Below are 15,709 nucleotides of genomic sequence, written 5' to 3' on the forward strand. Positions count from 1 at the left end.
TCCCGAACGGGAGAGGTGGGGGCCGCATCCGGCGAAGCTGCGGATGTGCGGACACGGTGGCCCGAACCGAAGAGGTCCGGCGCCCTCCACGCCTCAGCCGTTCGGGCGCGCCGCCAGGAACGTTCCCATCCGCTCCAGCGCCCGCAGGATGTTCTCGGGGGAGTTCGCGTAGGACAGGCGGATGTAGACCTCGCCGTGGACGCCGAAATCGGGCCCGCCGATCGTCGCGACGCCGGCCTCCTCGAGGAGCGCCGAGGCCAGCGCCTTCGCTTTCCAGCCCGTCCGCTCGACGTTCGGGAAGGCGTAGAAGGCGCCCTTCGGCGTGATGCAGGAGACGTCGGGCAGCGCGTTGAGCCCCTCCACCACCAGCCCGCGCCGCCGGTCGAACTCCGCGACCATCTCGGCCACGCAATCCTGCGGGCCGTCGAGCGCCGCGATCCCCGCCCACTGCGTCGCCGCGTTGACGCAGGAATGGGCGTTCACGGCGAGCTTGCGGGCCGCGTCGTAGAGCGGCTTCGGCCAGACCGACCAGCCGAGACGCCAGCCCGTCATCGCGTAGGTCTTCGAGGCGCCATCGAGATAGATCAGGCGCTCGCGGATCTCGGGATAGCGCAGGAGCGAGTGGTGCGCCGCCCCGTCGTAGGTCATCGTGCCGTAGATCTCGTCCGACAGGACCGCGACGTCCGGGTGCGTGGCGAGCCCCGCCACCAGCGCGTCGATCTCCGCCTTCGGCGTGACGCCGCCCGTCGGGTTGGCCGGCGAGTTGAGGATGAGGAGGCGCGTGCGCGCGGTGATGAGGCCGAGCGTCTCCTCGGCGGAGAAGGCGAAGCCATTCGCCTCGCGGATCGGCACCGGAACCGGCGTGGCGCCGGTGAACTCGATCATCGAGCGGTAGATCGGGAAGCCCGGGTCCGGATAGAGGATCTCGGCGCCGGGCTCGCCGAACATCAGGATCGCCATGAACATGGTGACCTTGCCGCCCGGCACGATCATCACGCTGTCGGGCGAGACCTCGACGCCGTGGCGGCGGTGGACGTCGCGGGCCACGGCCTCGCGCAGCGGCAGGATGCCGACCGCCGGCGTGTAGCCGTGATGCCCGTCGCGCAGGGCCTTGACCCCGGCCTCGACGATGTGGGGCGGCGTCGGCATGTCGGGCTGGCCGATGCCGAGATTGACGATGTCGCGACCGACCGCCGCGAGCTGTCCGGCGCGGGCCAGGACCGCAAAGGCGTTCTCCTCACCGAGGCGTCCGAAAGCCGGAACGATGGTGACCATGGAGGCGCCTCCCGTCGATGCCGTCCCGTCAGGCCGGGCGGCCCCCGCCGCCCCGGCCATTCAAGAATCGTGCGCGGGTGGCCGGCCGCAGGAGCGTCGGCCGCGGCTTCTCAGCCGTTCGCGCGGTCGGCGAGCCGGCTCGCCGCGTAGGAGAGCGCGGCGCCGATGATGCCGAGGATCACGAAGGTCTTGACCGAGGCGTAGAACAGCGCCGGCTCGATACCCGTGTCCGTGAAGAGCACGAGGCCGATGGCGGCGATCGGCAGCAGTACGAGAATGAAGAGCGGCGTCAGGGGGCTGTTCATCGGTCACTCACGTCTTGAACGGGGCCGCGGTGCGGCCGTGGCGTCCATACGAGGAAAAGGCGACCGTGCATAGCACCGCCAAGCCGCGGATGGGACACCCCGAGCCCGAGAATTTTCGGGACGGACGAAGGCGGCCGGGCCTCAGACCAGCGCCTCGATGCGGCAGGCGACGCCGCCGGGCTCGAAGCTGAGATCGACCCGCCCGTGGAGCTCCGCCGCAAGGCCGCGCTCGAGGAGGCGGGAGCCGAAGCCGCGGCGGCCGGGCGCCCGAACGGGAGGTCCGCCGCGCTCCGTCCAGCACAGGGTGAGGCGCCGCTCGACGGAGGCCGGATCGTCAGCGGGCTCGATCGTCCAGGACACCGTGACGCGCCCCTCCTCCGCCGAGAGCGCGCCGTACTTGATGGCGTTGGTGGCGAGCTCGTGCAGCGCCAGCGCCAGCGAGAGGGCGGCGTTCGGCGTGAGGCGAAGCGAGGGGCCGTCCATCTCGACCTGGCGTCCCTGAACGCCGAGCCCGCTCTCCAGGGTGGCGCGCACCACCTCGGCGAGGTCGGCCCCTTCCCAGCTCTCGCTGGTCAGGAGGTCGTGGGCGCGGGCGAGGGCCACGAGGCGGGCGGTGAGGTCGCCGCGGGCCTGGTCGAGGTCGCGGGCGGTGCGCAGGGTCTGGCTGGCGATGCCCTGGACGACGGCCAGCGAGTTCTTCACCCGGTGGTTCAGCTCGTTGACCATGAGCTGGCGCCGCTCCTCGTTGCGGTGCCGCTCGGTGATGTCGCGGAAGAAGACCGACAGGCCCGCCGGGCCCGGATAGATGCTCGTCTCGACCCAGCCGCCGAGAGCTTCCGAGAAGTACTCGAGGCGCTGCACGCTCCGGAGCAGCGCGGCGCGCACGTGCGCCCGGCGGATCTCGCTGTCGGGCGAGCGGTCGAACACGCTCCAGATCACCTGCCCGATCAACCCGTCGCGGGGGCGGCCCCAGAGCTCCTCGGCCCTGCGGTTGACGTAGGTGAAGCGGTCCTGCGCGTCGATGGCGTAGAACGCCTCCGAGATGCTCTCCAGGATCTCGCGCATCTGCGCGTGCGAGGCGGCGAGCGCCTCCTCGGCGCGCATGCGCTCGCTGACGTCGTGACCCTGCACGAAGATGCCGGTGACGGCGCCGGACGGGCCGGTGATCGGCTGGTAGATGAAGTCGAGATGGACGAGCGCGGGCTCCTGCGCGCGTCCCCGGAGGAGGCGCACGGGCACGGCGTGGCCGATGAAGGGGCGGCCGCTGGCATAGACCTCGTCGAGCAGCTCGACGAAGCCCTGGTTCTCCAGATCCGGGAAGGCCTCGCGCACGTTGCGGCCCACGAGTTCGCGCGGGCCGACGAGATCGAGATAGGCCGCGTTCACGAGTTCGAAGACGTGGGCGGGGCCGGTCAGCACGGCCATGAAGCCCGGCGTCTGCTCGAACAGGGCGCGCAGGCGCAGCCGCTCGGCATCGATGAGCCGGTTGGTGTGGGAGACGGCCTCGGCCCGGTGGAGCACGTCCGTCTCGATCCGGGCGGCGGTCCCCGTCGGCTCGCGGCGCGCTTGGCTGCGCAGGCGGTGCAGCTCGGTCACGTCCACCGTGTGCTGCAGGATGAAGGCGACGGCGCCCGCGTCGTCCAGGAGCGGCGTGTGGGTGGCGCTCCAGTACCGCTCCTCGTACCCGCCCTGCGGCCGCGCGATGTCGTAGCGGATGAGCGGGAGGTGATCGACCTGCCGGCTCTCGAGCACCCGCTCCAGGGAGGCGCGCAGGATCTCGGCCCCGCCGTCGCTCGGAAAGGCCTCGAATATGTTGCGCCCCACGAGGGCGGAGCGCTGGCGCATGGTGACGCGCAGGTACGCCCCGTTCATGTCGACGAGGACGAAGTCGGGATCGAGCAGGACGTAAGGATTGGGGGAGTGCGCGAAGATCAGCGCGAAGTCGATGGGCTGATCCGGCTGCGCACTCGGCAACATTTCCACACCGCACACGGGACGAGGGTCGGTCCTCGATCAATCTCGGTTCGGGACCACCGGGATCCCGGCCGCCACCCTTGTTGCGGTCAGCGGTAACGCCCGGTGTTTAGCATGCGGAACCTCACGGACAAGCGGTCAGTTCGCCGCCGAACTACGCGGGGATGCGGACCGTGGCGCGCAGGCCGCCAAGCGGGCTGTCCTGGAGGGAGACGTCGCCGCCATGCGCCCGAGCGATGTCCCGGGCGATGGCGAGGCCGAGGCCGGAGCCGCCCGCGTCCTGCCGCGCGTCGTCGAGGCGCACGAAGGGCTTGAACACCTCCTCGCGGCTCTCCGGCGGGATGCCAGGGCCGTCGTCGTCGATCGAGACGAGGAAGGCCCGGTTCTCCTCGCGGGCCGAGATCGCCACCGTCTCGCCGTAGCGGGCGGCATTCGACGCGAGGTTGAACAGGCAGCGCCGCAGGGCGTCCGGCCGCACCGTGAGGACGGGCGAGCCGGCGAGATCCACCGCGGCCACATGCGCGCCGAGACGCTCGACGTCGGTGCGCAGGTCCTCCAGCAGCGCCCGCATGTCTGTGGCTGCGGCGGGCTCGGCGGAATCGCCCCGCGCGAAGGCGAGGTAGCCCTCCAGCATCCGGCTCATCTCGTCGACGTCGCGGGACAGGTCCTCGACCTCCGGCGTCTGCTCCACGAGCGCGAGCGAGAGCTTGAAGCGCGTGATGATGGTGCGCAGGTCGTGGCTGACGCCGTTGAGCATCGCCGTGCGCTGCTCCATCGCCCGCTCGATGCGCCGCTTCATCTCGATGAAGGCGTGGCCGGCGGCCCGCACCTCGCGGGCGCCACGGGGGCGGAACTCGATGTCGCGGCCCTTGCCGAACCCCTCGGCCACGGCGGCGAGCCGCAGGATCGGCTTGATCTGGTTGCGCAGGAACAGGATCGCGACGCCGAGCAGCACCATCGACGAGCCGATCATCCAGACGAGGAAGATGTGCGAGTTCGAGGCGTAGGCCTGGCTGCGGCGCGCCATGATCCGCATCACCCCGTCGGGGATGGCGACCCGGATCTCGATGAGGTTCGAGCGCCCCACCGTGTCGATCCAGAAGGGACGGCCGATCTGGCGCTTGATCTCGTCCGAGAGGGCCTCGTCGAGGATCGAGAAGAAGGGGCGCGGCCCGGCCGGCGGCAGCTTGGCGCCCTTGAGGATGTCGAGGTCGAGGCTCAGGCGCTCGCTCGCGATCCGGGTCAGGGTCTCGGCGTCGCGGGTCTGCGGGTAGCTCTCGTAGATGTCGATGAGGGCGGAGATGTCGGCGGTGACGGCGGAGGAGAGCCGCTTCGTCACGAGCTGCCAGTGCCGCTCCATGAAGGTATAGGCGATCACCGACTGCAGCAGCACCACGGGGGCGATGATGATGATCAGCGAGCGCGCGTAGAGGCCCTTCGGCAGGGCGTCGCCGATGGCGCGAGAGAGCCGTTTCCAGAGGGTGCGCGGCCCCGGCACGCCGGCCCCGGGCGCCTGCCGTGCCGTGCGCGCGAGGTGGGGATCCTGCGCGTTCACGGCGGCGCTCAGTCGACGGCCAGGCGGTAGCCGACGCCGCGGACCGTCTGGAGGAAGGTTGGGTTGCCCGGATCGACCTCCGTCTTGCGGCGGAGGCGGTTGATCTGGACGTCGATGGTGCGCTCGGCCGCAGCGCCGCCGTTCCCGGCCAGAGTCTCGCGCTCGACGTTGGCGCCCCCCGCCGCGGCGAGGATCGTCAGGATCTCGCGCTCGCGCTCGGTGATGCGGATCATCTCGTCCTCCCGGCGCAGCTCGCCCCGGTCGATCCGGTAGGAGAACGGCCCGAAGGTGACGGTGTCGCCGCCCGTGTCCCGGCGCGGCCCGGCGCTCCGGTTGATGATGTTGTTGAGCCGCAGGATCAGCTCGCGCGGCTCGAAGGGCTTGGGCAGGTAATCGTCGGCGCCGATCTCGAGGCCCGTCACCCGGTCGTTGGTGTTCGAGCGGGCGGTGAGCATCAGGATCGGCACCCGGGAGGTCTCGCGGACCTTGCGGGCGTAGTCGAAGCCGCTCTCGCCCGGCATCATCACGTCGAGGACCAGCGCGTCGAAGACGAGGCTCTGCGCCTTGGCCCGGGCCTCGGCGGCGTTCGCCGCCGCCGTCACCCGGAAGCCCTGCTCGAACAGGTAGCGGGAGAGCAGCTCGCGCACGCGCCGGTCGTCGTCGACGACGAGGACGTGGGGAGCCTGATCCGACAGCTCGCAGCGCGGGCCGGTCGCCGGGGCGCTCATCAGGCGGCCCCCTTGGTGCGGCGGGCCATCAGGCGGCGCACGGCGGCGCGCTCGTCGGGCTCGATCATGGAGAGGAGGAAGCTGTGGGCGGAGGTGGAGGCTCCCGAGGGCAGCGCCTCGCCGGCCTCCACGGGGTCGGCGAGCGCGCGCGCGACCCGCCGAACCTGCACGCGGGTGAGATCGGCGGCGAGGTCGGCACCGGCGCGGCTGCAGAAGAGGAGCCTCTGGCGCCGGTCGCTCGTGCCGGTCTTCTGCTCGATGTAGCCCTGCTCGATCAAATCCTTGAGCACCCGGTTCAGGCTCTGCTTGGTGATCCGCAGGATATCGAGAAGTTCGGCGATCGTGAGACCGGGATAGCGGTCGACGAAGTGGAGCACGCGGTGGTGCGCCCGGCCGAAGCCGTACTCGGCGAGGATCCGGTCCGGGTCGCCGACGAAGTCCCGGTAGGCGAAGAACAGGAGCTCGATCAGGTCGTCGCTGGCGCTGCCCTGCCGGTCGGCGCACTCGGTCACCGGAGGCTCCACCACCTCCGCCGTGTCGGCCTCCTGCCTCGTCATGGCGCGTGTCACGTCGCGGTCTGTCCCGATATAAGTCAGTGTTGTTGACATATCTCAGCCCGGTTGATACCCGTCAAGCCTTCCGGCATGACGTGCGCGCTCCCCGGCGCCCGCCCGCCGGCCTTAGCCCGACCCGATCGATCCCGCGACGCGAAGCGGATGCGGCCGCGCGAGAAGGAAGTACCCGCCATGTCCGTGATCCCGTTCGACGAGCGCGAGGGCACCATCTGGTTCGATGGCGCCATGGTGCCGTGGCGGGAGGCCAAGATCCACGTACTCACCCACGGTCTCCACTACGGATCGGCCGTGTTCGAGGGCGAGCGCGCCTATGGCGGGCGCATCTTCAAGAGCCTGGAGCACTCGGAGCGGCTGCGCCGCTCGGCCCAGCTCCTCGATTTCGAGATCCCCTACAGCGTCGCCGAGATCGAGGCGGCCAAGCAGCTCGTGCTGAAGACGAGCGGCCTGACGGACGCCTACCTGCGGCCGGTGGCCTGGCGCGGCTCGGAGATGATGGGCGTCGCCGCCCAGCAGAACACCATCCACCTCGCCATCGCGGCCTGGGAATGGCCGAGCTACTTCGACCCCGCCACCAAGATGAAGGGCATCCGCCTCGACATCGCGGATTACCGCCGCCCGGACCCGCGCACCGCGCCCTCGACCTCCAAGGCGGCGGGCCTCTACATGATCTGCACGATCTCGAAGCACCGGGCCGAGAACAAGGGCTACGCCGACGCCCTGATGCTCGACTGGGAGGACAACGTGGCCGAGTGCACCGGCGCCAACGTGTTCTTCATCCGCGACGGGGTGATCCACACGCCGAAGGCCGACCGCTTCCTCGACGGGCTCACCCGCCAGACGGTGGTCGAGCTCGCCCGCCGCCGCGGCTTCGAGGTGGTGGAGCGCCGTATCCGGCCCGAGGAGATGGAGGGCTTCTCGGAGTGCTTCATCACCGGCTCGGCCGCCGAGGTGACCCCGGTCGCCGAAATCGGACCCTACCGGTTCACGCCGGGGGCGATGACCAAGACCCTCATGGACGACTACCTCGCCGAGGTGCAGCCCAGGGCCAACGCGGCCTGAGCCTGCGGCGGTCCGGCGGGCGGCAAGCCCGCCGGAACCGATCGGAACGCCTTGCGTTGAAGAGAACATTTCGAGAACGAAAGGTTCTGTCATGAGCAAGGCTCAGTCCGCGCCGACCAACCCCAAGACCGATCCGAAGGACGTCTCCAACCAGATCAAGGATCCCGACCAGTGGACGACGGGTGGCGAGCCGATGACCGGCGCGCAGGCCTCCTACCTCAAGACCCTCTCCGAGGAGGCCAAGGAGCCCGGGGCGTTCGACCCCGACCTCGACAAGGCCGAGGCCTCGAAGCGGATCGACGCCCTGCGCAAGGAATCGGGCAAGGAGGGCTGAGGGCACCGGGTCGAGATCGCAACGGGCGTTCCGCGACCACGATCGTCCCGGAGCCGGCCGGTTCTCGGCTCGATTCGCGCCTGCGACACGCCCGGTTTCCCGATCCCCTTAAAGCCTCCGCAACGGACGTACCGTAAATTGTCCCGCGCCGCGTTGCGCGGCCGAGGGCGAAGTCCATGGCGAAGACGGCTGAACAGGAGGGTTGCCCCACCGGCCGCGCTTGCCTCCCGCGTCTGAGTGGTCTCGTCAGCCGGTTCGGTCCGGATCGCCGGGGCGCCACGGCCATCGAGTACGCGATGATCGCCGGCCTCGTCTTCCTCGCTTCGGTCGGCTCCTACAGGCTCTACGCGACGAAGCTCGGCGGCGTGTACGACATGCTCGGCACGACGATCGGTTCCGTCATGAACTGAGGCGCCTCAGCGCGGCTTCGGCGTGCCGGGTCTGCGCGCCGCCCTGGGCGCGCTCCGCGGGGCGGCCGGCTCGGATGCGGCAGGCTTCGCGGCAGCCTTCACGGCGGCGGACCTCGCCGGCGCGGGCTTGGGCGCCGGCGACTTCGACAGACCCGTCCTGACAGGCGCGCGCGCCGCGGCGGGCGCCTCGGGCGCGGGCGTCGACTTGCCGCCGGCCTTGTCCTTCGGGTCGGCCCAGAACGCGTCGAAGATGTCCTGCATCGCCTTGACGTTCTGCTGCTGAACCTCGGCGCCGGACTGAAGCATCTTGTTGAACATCTCCATGGGCTGCGCCTCGGCACCGCCCTTCCCGGGGGGCTTGGAGGGCGCCTTGACGGGCTCCGGCGCCGCCTCCACGGGCGGCGGGCTCGGGGGCGGAGGAGGCGCGGCGGGAGCGGCCGGCGCCTGCTGGGGAGACGTGAACGCCTTCAGCATGTCGGCCCAGAAGGTGTTGACGGCGAGGTAGGGGTTCGCGGGCTCGGCGCTCGGAGGCGGCTGCTGGGGCTGCGTGCCCTGGTTCAACATCATGTGCACGATGCTGGCCACCACCATGCCGGCCATCAGCGGCAGCATCTGGCGCACCACCTGCGAGCCGACGCCGCTCGCGGCGGATGCCTGCTGGATGACCGCCTGGGCGAGCAGCGGCGAGCCGAAGAGCTGGCCGAGCATCAGCTCGGGCGCCTGCGCGGCGGGCGGCTTGGCCGCGGCAGCCGGCAGGCCGAAGAGCTGCCCGAAACCGACCGGATCGGTCGCGGCGCTGCGCTGCAGGCCGATCGTGAAGGCAGGGAGGAGCGCTTCCATGGCCCGGCGGGTCTGGTCCGTCGTCAGGCCGAACTGCTGAGCGAGCCCCTGCATTCCGGCGCTCTGGCCCTGAAGCATGTCGATCGGATTGAACATGGCCGGCGGCCTCATCATCGGGCGCACGGGGTGGAAACCCGCGTGCACGCACCAGTCCCAAGCATGAAATGTGTCCCATCCGCCGCCAACTGACCAGCGCCCGCGGCCTTTTGCCGGCGCAGGGCGGGCAATCGGCCGTGGATTGCGGCTCGATCCGCGCTCAGACGAGCGCGCCGCCCTGCGCCGGGCCCGCGGCGAGCGAGGCCTCGGCGTCAGCCTGGAGTTCGGCGGCCGGCGGCGGGTTCGCGGCCCGCAGGGCGAGGGCGCGACGCTCCAGCCGCGTCACCGTGCGAAAGGCGAGCACGATCCCGAGGGTGCCGAACAGGAGCGAGCCGGCGCCGACCCCGGCGATGACGCCCCGCGGCCCGTAGAGCGCGGCTCCGGCGAGGGCGGGCGGCATCGTCCCGATCGTCGCCCGGCCCCAGTTCAGCGCCGTCGACAGGAAGGGGAAGCCGAGATTGTTGAACGAGGCGTTCGACAGGAACAGGAGGCCGTTGAAGAACCAGACCGCGCCGCTGACGAGGCAGAAGAAGGCGAACAGGCCGCCCGCGCTGCCGTGAAGCTCGAACAGGGCGAGCAGCGGATCGCGCGCGGCGATGAGCGCCCCCCAGACGACGAAGACGTAGGCCGCCGTCACGTAGGCGCCCGTGCGCAGGACGCCGCGCATCCGGTCGAACCGGCCCGCCCCCCAGTTCTGGCCGAGGATCGGGCCGATCGAGCCCGACATCGCGAAGAGCCCGCCGAAGGCCACGGGGGTCAGCCGGTCGATCACGGCGTTGCCCGCGACCGCTTCGGCGCCGAACCGGGCCAGCGCATGGGCGACGAAGGCGCTCGCGACCGAGGGGGCGAGGTTCGTCAGCACCGCCGGCAGTGCGATCCGCAGCATCACGGGCGCGTCCGAGAGCACCTCGGACAGGTGCGGCCGGGAGAGCATGCGGTGGTCCCGCACGCCCTGCCAGCCGATCAGCGCGAAGGTGGCGCGGGCCGCGCAGGTGGCGAGCGCCGCCCCGTCGACGCCGAGGCCGGCCCCGAAGATGAGGAGCGGGTCGAGCCCCGCCGTGACGAGGCCACCGCCGAGGGTGACGTACATGGCCTGCCGCGCCGCCCCGACCGCCCGGAGCAGGCCGGAGAACATCATGCCCGGCGCCATCAGCACGTTCGAAGGCAGCGCGATCCAGAGGAAGCGCTCGGCCACCGGCAGGGTCTCGGCGTCGGCCCCGATGGCGCGCAGGAGCGGGTCGAGCAGCGGAAGCATCACGAGGACGAGGACGGCCGAGACGACGAGCCCGTGCAGGGTGGCCGAGGTGGCGAGCCGGCGCGCCAGCGCGTCGTCGCCGGCCCCGATCGCCCGCGAGACGAGGGCGCCCGCCGCGATCATCAGGCCGATGTTGATCGAGACCGCGAAGAACTGGACGATCGTGGCGAAGCCGACCGCCGCGGTCAGGCGCGGGTCGCCGAGCTTCGAGACGTAGAGGAGCGACAGGAGGTCGACCACGAAGATCGCCATCAGGCCGATCGAGCCGGTGCCGCTCATCACGATGACGTGGCGCAGGATCGAGCCCTCGACGAAGCGCGCGCCCTCGCGCGGGGACAGCGCCTCCTCGCCGCGCCGGACGGGCTCCTCAGGCATCCGGGCGTGCGTCCTGGGTCTCGAGGGCGCGGTGGGCCGCCTCCCGGCGCTCGTGGCCGATGATGTCGCGGGTCTCGGCGTTGAGCGCCCTGGCCGGGCGCTGCGGCGCCGTGAGCGGCTCGGGCTTCAGCTCGCCCGGCAGGCCGCGCATCCAGCCCGACCCGTCCGGCAGGGCGCCCGCCTGCTGCAGCACGAGGCGGGCGACGTCGCGCTTGCGCACCTCGTCCGTTCGGCGCGCGGCCGACTCGGCCGACAGGCCGAGGGCCTCGAGGGTGGCGCGGCCGAAGGCCAGGGCCGATTCCGAGGTCTCGCGGAGCTGGAAGTCCACGTCGCGGTTCATCAGCTCGACCGCGTGGGTGCGGTCGTAGGCCCGCACGTAGGTGCGCACGCTCTCGAATTCCTCGTGCACGATGTCGACGATCTTCAGCGCCGCCTCCGGGTCGTCGATGCAGACGCAGACGAGCTCGACCCGGCCGATCCCGGCCGCCCGCAGCACGTCGAGGCGGGTACCGTCGCCGTAGTAGATCCGGAAGCCGAAGCGGGAGGCCGAGCGGATCTGCTCCACGTCCTTGTCGATGACCGTGACGCTGATCCCCTCGGCGAGCAGGACCTGCGTCAGGATCTGCCCGAAGCGGCCGAAGCCGATCAGCAGCACACGCGCCTCCGTGCTCTCGACGACGTCCGGCGCCTGCTCCTCGGCCGCCGACGGCCGGCGGGCCAGCACCGCGTCGAGCCCCTTGGCGGCGACAGGGCCGATCAGCATGGTGAGCGCGGCGAGCGCCACGGCGAAGCGCGTCGCGTTGGCGTCGATCAGCCCAAGCCCGCCCGCCACAGGCAGGAGCACGAAGGCGAACTCGCCCGCCGGCGCCAGGATCGCGGCGCCCCGCACCGCGTCGAGCCACGGCGAGCCGAACAGCCGGAAGAGCCCCACCACCAGCGCGACCTTGAGCAGGATCGCGCCCGCCGTCGCCCCGAACAGGATCGGCCACAGGCTCTTCACGAGGCCGCCGTCGATCGACATGCCGACGCTCATGAAGAACAGGCCGAGCAGCATGCCGCGGAAGGGCTCGATATCGGCCTCCAGCTGGTGCCGGAAGTTCGACTCGGCGAGCAGGATTCCGGCCAGGAACGCGCCCATCGCCATCGACAGGCCGACCTCCTGCATCAGGAGGGCGGTCCCGAGCACGACGAGGAGCGCGGCCGCCGTCATCACCTCGCGGGCGCCGCTCGCGGCGAGCAGGCGGAAGAACGGGTTGAGGCCGTAGCGACCGACGAGGACCACGGCGAGGATCGCGGCGAGCGCCTTGCCGGTCGATTGCACCGCCTCGCCGAACCAGAAGCCGTCGCCTCCCCCGCCGCCCGCGGAGGCGAGGAGCGGCATCAGGGCGAGGATCGCCACCACCGAGAGATCCTGGAACAGCAGCACCGCGAAGGCGCGGCCGCCGTAGGGCGTACCGAGGTCGCCGCGCTCCTCGAGAAGCTGCAGCGCCACCGCGGTCGCCGACAGGGCGAGCGCGATCCCGACCACGGTCGCCGCTGCCGGCGCGAGGCCGAACAGGAGGCCCGCGCCCCCGAGCGCCGCGGCGCAGACGAGGAGCTGGGCCGTGCCCAGCCCGAAGATGTCCCGCCGCATCGAGACGAGCTGCGAGAGGTGCAACTCCAGGCCCACGATGAAGAGGAGCAGCACCACCCCGATCTCGGCGACGCTCGCCGCGGTCTCGGGCTCGGCGATCAGCGAGAAGCCGAATGGGCCGATCAGCACGCCGGCCACGAGATAGCCGAGTACCGCGCTCTGCCCGATCAGCCGGAAGACCGGCACGCCGATCACCGCGGCCGACAGGAAGGTCAGGACCGGGGGGAGAAAGCTCGCATGTTCCGTCGGGCTCGCCATGGGGCCGGTCGGTCGTCCTTCGAGGGGAGCGGCGGGGCGAACCGTTCTTAGACTGCGCCGCCGCCCGGTGCGAGCTTGCCCGCGTGAGTTTCCTCACGGCACGGTCCGCCGCCCTCGGCCCTCGACGGGGACCCGGGGCGGCCATAGATGTGGCGCCATGACGATCCGCACCAGGACCCGCATGACGACCCGCACGCCGCTCCTCGCCCTTCTCGCCGCCGCGGCCGTGACGGCCGCCCCGGCCGCGCGAGCCCAGACCGCCCTGACCCTCACGGGCACCTGCGAGCGCCTGGTGATCGCGGGGCAGGATCTCAGCGCCTCCTGCCGCGGCACGCTGATGAACACCGTCGCCCGCAGTCGGACGAGCTTCGGCTTCGCGTCGAGCGAGGGCCAGAACCTGACCTTCAGCGGCACCGGCGCCCAGCAGGAGCGGACGGAGGAGAGCGACCCGCTCCAGCCGATCAACCTCGTCAGCCCGGGCAAGTCCGGCCCCGAGGGCGTGGTGCAGACGCCGACGCCGGCGGTCGGTGCCTGCCGCTTCGCGACGCCGAGCCCCGGCAAGACCGCCATCACCTGCGAGGCGGAGGCCGGCGGCAAGGCTTACGCCGGCACCTTCGTCACCGATGCCAAGGCGCCGGACGGCGCTCCCAAGCCCTGAGGCGGACGGCGCGGCCTCAAGCGGAACAGGACCGAGCGGGACGGGGTGGTCAGGGCTGCGCGCCGGCCCCATGTAAACCGTCGCGAATTCTCCTAATGGGTGCTCTCGTAGCGGGGTGGCCGCGATCCGCGTGACGACAGAGCGATCTCACGACGCCGACTCGCCACGGGCGCGATCGAGCCGGGATCGCGCGGACAGCCCGCCTCCACCATCGGCCGTTGCCGCGAGGACAAGATGCTGAACGACGTTCCCCTGACCGGCGCCCCCGCGGGCGACGGATCCGCCGACCTGATCAGGGACACGACCACCGCGAGCTTCCGCCAGGACGTCATCGCCGAGTCGATGAACCGCCCGGTCCTCGTGGATTTCTGGGCGCCCTGGTGCGGCCCCTGCAAGCAGCTCACCCCCGTGCTGGAGAAGGCCGTGAAGGCCGCGGGCGGCAAGGTGGTGCTCGCCAAGATGAACATCGACGAGCACCCCTCGATCGCCGGGCAGCTCGGCATCCAGTCGATCCCGGCGGTGATCGCCTTCCAGCGCGGCCAGCCCGTCGACGGCTTCATGGGCGCGGTGCCCGAGAGCCAGATCAAGACCTTCATCGAGCGGCTCGCCGGCCCCTCCGGCCCGACGCAGATCGATGAGCTGATGGCGGAGGCCGAGACCGCCCTCGCCGAGGGCGACCTCGCGGGCGCCTCGGAGCTCTACGCGGCCGTGCTCGGCCAGGAGCCCGACAACGTCGCGGCGCTCGCCGGCCTCGCCAAGATCCAGCTCGACGCCGGTGAGCTCGAGAACGCCAAGCAGGTCCTCGCCATGGTGCCCGAGGCCAAGGCGAACGACCCGGCGCTCGCCGGCATCCGCGCCGCGGTGGAGCTCGCCGAGCAGGCCGCCTCGCTCGGCGACCTCGCCGGGCTGCAGAGGCAGGTCGAGGCGAACGCGGACGACCATCAGGCCCGCTTCGACCTCGCGCTGGGGCTCAACGCCCGGGGCGAGAGGGCGCAGGCCGCCGACCATCTGGTCGAGATCGTGCGCCGGGACCGGACTTGGAACGACGACGGGGCCCGCAAGCAGCTCCTCCAGTTCTTCGAGGCCTGGGGTCCGATGGATCCGGCCGCGATCCGCGGACGGCGCAAGCTCTCGACGCTGCTGTTCGCCTGATGCCCGGCGGGGCGGGGGAGATGCCATGAGCACGCATGCGGGCTACAAGGGCCCGGCGGATTGCCCCGCCGTGATCCCGGTCTTCCCCCTCCCGGGCGCCCTACTGCTGCCGCGGGGGCAGATGCCCCTCAACATCTTCGAGCCCCGCTACCTCGCCATGGTGGACGACGCTCTGCGAACCGACCGGATCATCGGCATGATCCAGCCGGATGCGGAGGGCGGCGGCTCGCCGATGGCGCCGCGCCTCTACCGCGTCGGCTGCGCCGGCCGGGTGACGCAGTTCGCCGAGACCGGCGACGGCCGCTACCTGATCTCGCTCACCGGCATCAGCCGGTTCCGGGTCGAGAGCGAGCTCGCCACCACCACCGCCTACCGGCGCTGCCAAGTGTCCTACGACGACTTCACCGCCGATTTCGAGGCGCGGGCCGGCGAGGAGGCGGTGGACCGCGAGGGCGTGCTGAAGGCCCTGCGGGATTTCGTCGAATCGAACGACCTGAAGGTCGACTGGGCGGGGATCGACGAGGCGCCGAACGAGGCCCTCGTCAACGCCCTGTGCATGATGAGCCCCTTCGGCGTGCGCGAGAAGCAGGCCATGCTGGAGGCGTCCGACCTGAAGACGCGGGCGGAGGTCTTGATCGCGGTCACCGAAATGGAGTTGGTGCGCGGATCGGGCTCCGAGCCCACCCTGCAGTGACCTGAGGCGAGACGCGCACCATGGCCGACGATTTCTCCCCCCCCGTCGAGGCGACCCGGGTCGACCCGAAGCTCCTCGAGATCCTGGTCTGCCCGCTGACCAAGGGCACGCTGGAGTACGACAGCGCCCGCCAGGAGCTGATCAGCCGCTCGGCCAAGCTCGCCTACCCGATCCGCGACGGCATTCCGATCATGCTGCCGGAAGAGGCGCGCCCCCTCACCGACTGACCGGGGTGGGGCCGGGTCGCGGAAGACGCGTCGACCTGGCCTACCGGATCCCGGGCGCGCGTGACGCGCGCCCGCGACCAGAGGGCCCATCAAGCAGGATCGGGCCGAGCGTGGCCGTTTCGGAACGCTCACGACCTCCTCGCAGAACAAGCCCATACCTCCCGACAGTGCAGAGGCCGGATCGTTCCGCGCACCGCCAAGCTCCGGCGCGGACAGATCTTCGCGTGTCGTGACGCACGGCGCGTCATATTCTCGCCTTTTCCGGTCAATATTCGGGTTTCATTCACATCGCGTCGGGCAATTCGC

The 15,709-nt window shown here is 71.3% G+C and carries 16 protein-coding genes; 7 read left to right on the forward strand and 9 right to left on the reverse strand.

Annotation, left to right across the window (positions count from 1 at the left end):
• Positions 1–93 precede the first annotated feature (93 nt).
• The 6 genes from MOX02_RS06575 to MOX02_RS06600 all read right to left on the reverse strand — a co-directional run bounded on the left by MOX02_RS06575 (position 94) and on the right by MOX02_RS06600 (position 6,394).
• The gene (locus MOX02_RS06575; RefSeq protein WP_147025010.1) at positions 94–1,275 is read right to left on the reverse strand and encodes a pyridoxal phosphate-dependent aminotransferase; all 1,182 of its coding nucleotides are present in this window, start codon (positions 1,273–1,275) and stop codon (positions 94–96) included.
• Between the two features lie 110 nt (positions 1,276–1,385).
• Positions 1,386–1,580 (reverse strand): hypothetical protein, encoded by a 195-nt coding sequence (locus MOX02_RS06580; protein WP_147025011.1) that lies wholly within the window; start codon positions 1,578–1,580, stop codon positions 1,386–1,388.
• A gap of 141 nt (positions 1,581–1,721) precedes the next feature.
• On the reverse strand, positions 1,722–3,557 hold the full coding sequence (locus tag MOX02_RS06585) for a PAS domain-containing protein (protein ID WP_147025012.1): 1,836 nt from the start codon (positions 3,555–3,557) through the stop codon (positions 1,722–1,724).
• Positions 3,558–3,708: 151 nt separating this feature from the next.
• Positions 3,709–5,052 (reverse strand): ATP-binding protein, encoded by a 1,344-nt coding sequence (locus MOX02_RS06590; RefSeq protein WP_238178812.1) that lies wholly within the window; start codon positions 5,050–5,052, stop codon positions 3,709–3,711.
• 65 nt (positions 5,053–5,117) lie between these two features.
• Positions 5,118–5,837 carry a response regulator gene (locus tag MOX02_RS06595; protein ID WP_147025014.1) on the reverse strand — a complete coding sequence of 240 codons (720 nt, stop codon included), beginning with the start codon at positions 5,835–5,837 and terminating at the stop codon, positions 5,118–5,120.
• The gene (locus tag MOX02_RS06600; protein ID WP_147025015.1) at positions 5,837–6,394 is read right to left on the reverse strand and encodes a MarR family winged helix-turn-helix transcriptional regulator; all 558 of its coding nucleotides are present in this window, start codon (positions 6,392–6,394) and stop codon (positions 5,837–5,839) included. The genes MOX02_RS06595 and MOX02_RS06600 overlap by 1 nt, the downstream gene beginning before the upstream one ends.
• A gap of 189 nt (positions 6,395–6,583) precedes the next feature.
• Here MOX02_RS06600 and MOX02_RS06605 point away from each other — a divergent pair, with 189 nt between their 5' ends.
• The 3 genes from MOX02_RS06605 to MOX02_RS06615 all read left to right on the forward strand — a co-directional run bounded on the left by MOX02_RS06605 (position 6,584) and on the right by MOX02_RS06615 (position 8,215).
• Positions 6,584–7,471 (forward strand): branched-chain amino acid aminotransferase, encoded by an 888-nt coding sequence (locus tag MOX02_RS06605; protein WP_147025016.1) that lies wholly within the window; start codon positions 6,584–6,586, stop codon positions 7,469–7,471.
• 91 nt (positions 7,472–7,562) lie between these two features.
• Entirely contained in the window at positions 7,563–7,805 is a 243-nt protein-coding gene (locus MOX02_RS06610; protein ID WP_147025017.1) for a DUF3072 domain-containing protein, read from the forward strand.
• Positions 7,806–7,981: 176 nt separating this feature from the next.
• On the forward strand, positions 7,982–8,215 hold the full coding sequence (locus MOX02_RS06615) for a Flp family type IVb pilin (protein WP_147025018.1): 234 nt from the start codon (positions 7,982–7,984) through the stop codon (positions 8,213–8,215).
• Between the two features lie 6 nt (positions 8,216–8,221).
• Here the strand turns inward: MOX02_RS06615 and MOX02_RS06620 are convergent, their stop codons facing one another.
• The 3 genes from MOX02_RS06620 to MOX02_RS06630 all read right to left on the reverse strand — a co-directional run bounded on the left by MOX02_RS06620 (position 8,222) and on the right by MOX02_RS06630 (position 12,672).
• Positions 8,222–9,151, reverse strand: coding sequence for a DUF937 domain-containing protein (locus tag MOX02_RS06620; protein ID WP_147025019.1), 930 nt, complete (start codon positions 9,149–9,151; stop codon positions 8,222–8,224).
• 160 nt (positions 9,152–9,311) lie between these two features.
• Entirely contained in the window at positions 9,312–10,781 is a 1,470-nt protein-coding gene (locus MOX02_RS06625) for an MATE family efflux transporter (protein WP_147025020.1), read from the reverse strand.
• The gene (locus MOX02_RS06630) at positions 10,774–12,672 is read right to left on the reverse strand and encodes a monovalent cation:proton antiporter-2 (CPA2) family protein (protein WP_147025021.1); all 1,899 of its coding nucleotides are present in this window, start codon (positions 12,670–12,672) and stop codon (positions 10,774–10,776) included. Before MOX02_RS06630 ends, MOX02_RS06625 begins: the two co-directional genes overlap by 8 nt.
• 157 nt (positions 12,673–12,829) lie before the next feature.
• Here MOX02_RS06630 and MOX02_RS06635 point away from each other — a divergent pair, with 157 nt between their 5' ends.
• The 4 genes from MOX02_RS06635 (at position 12,830) to MOX02_RS06650 (ending at position 15,403) form a co-directional block, all read left to right on the forward strand.
• Entirely contained in the window at positions 12,830–13,330 is a 501-nt protein-coding gene (locus tag MOX02_RS06635; RefSeq protein WP_147025022.1) for a hypothetical protein, read from the forward strand.
• Between the two features lie 234 nt (positions 13,331–13,564).
• On the forward strand, positions 13,565–14,482 hold the full coding sequence (trxA, locus tag MOX02_RS06640; protein WP_147025023.1) for a thioredoxin: 918 nt from the start codon (positions 13,565–13,567) through the stop codon (positions 14,480–14,482).
• 25 nt (positions 14,483–14,507) lie between these two features.
• The gene (locus MOX02_RS06645) at positions 14,508–15,176 is read left to right on the forward strand and encodes an LON peptidase substrate-binding domain-containing protein (RefSeq protein WP_147025024.1); all 669 of its coding nucleotides are present in this window, start codon (positions 14,508–14,510) and stop codon (positions 15,174–15,176) included.
• Between the two features lie 20 nt (positions 15,177–15,196).
• Positions 15,197–15,403 (forward strand): Trm112 family protein, encoded by a 207-nt coding sequence (locus tag MOX02_RS06650; RefSeq protein WP_147025025.1) that lies wholly within the window; start codon positions 15,197–15,199, stop codon positions 15,401–15,403.
• The last annotated feature ends 306 nt before the right edge of the window (positions 15,404–15,709 follow it).

The organism is Methylobacterium oxalidis (assembly GCF_007992195.1).
Lineage (GTDB): Bacteria > Pseudomonadota > Alphaproteobacteria > Rhizobiales > Beijerinckiaceae > Methylobacterium > Methylobacterium oxalidis.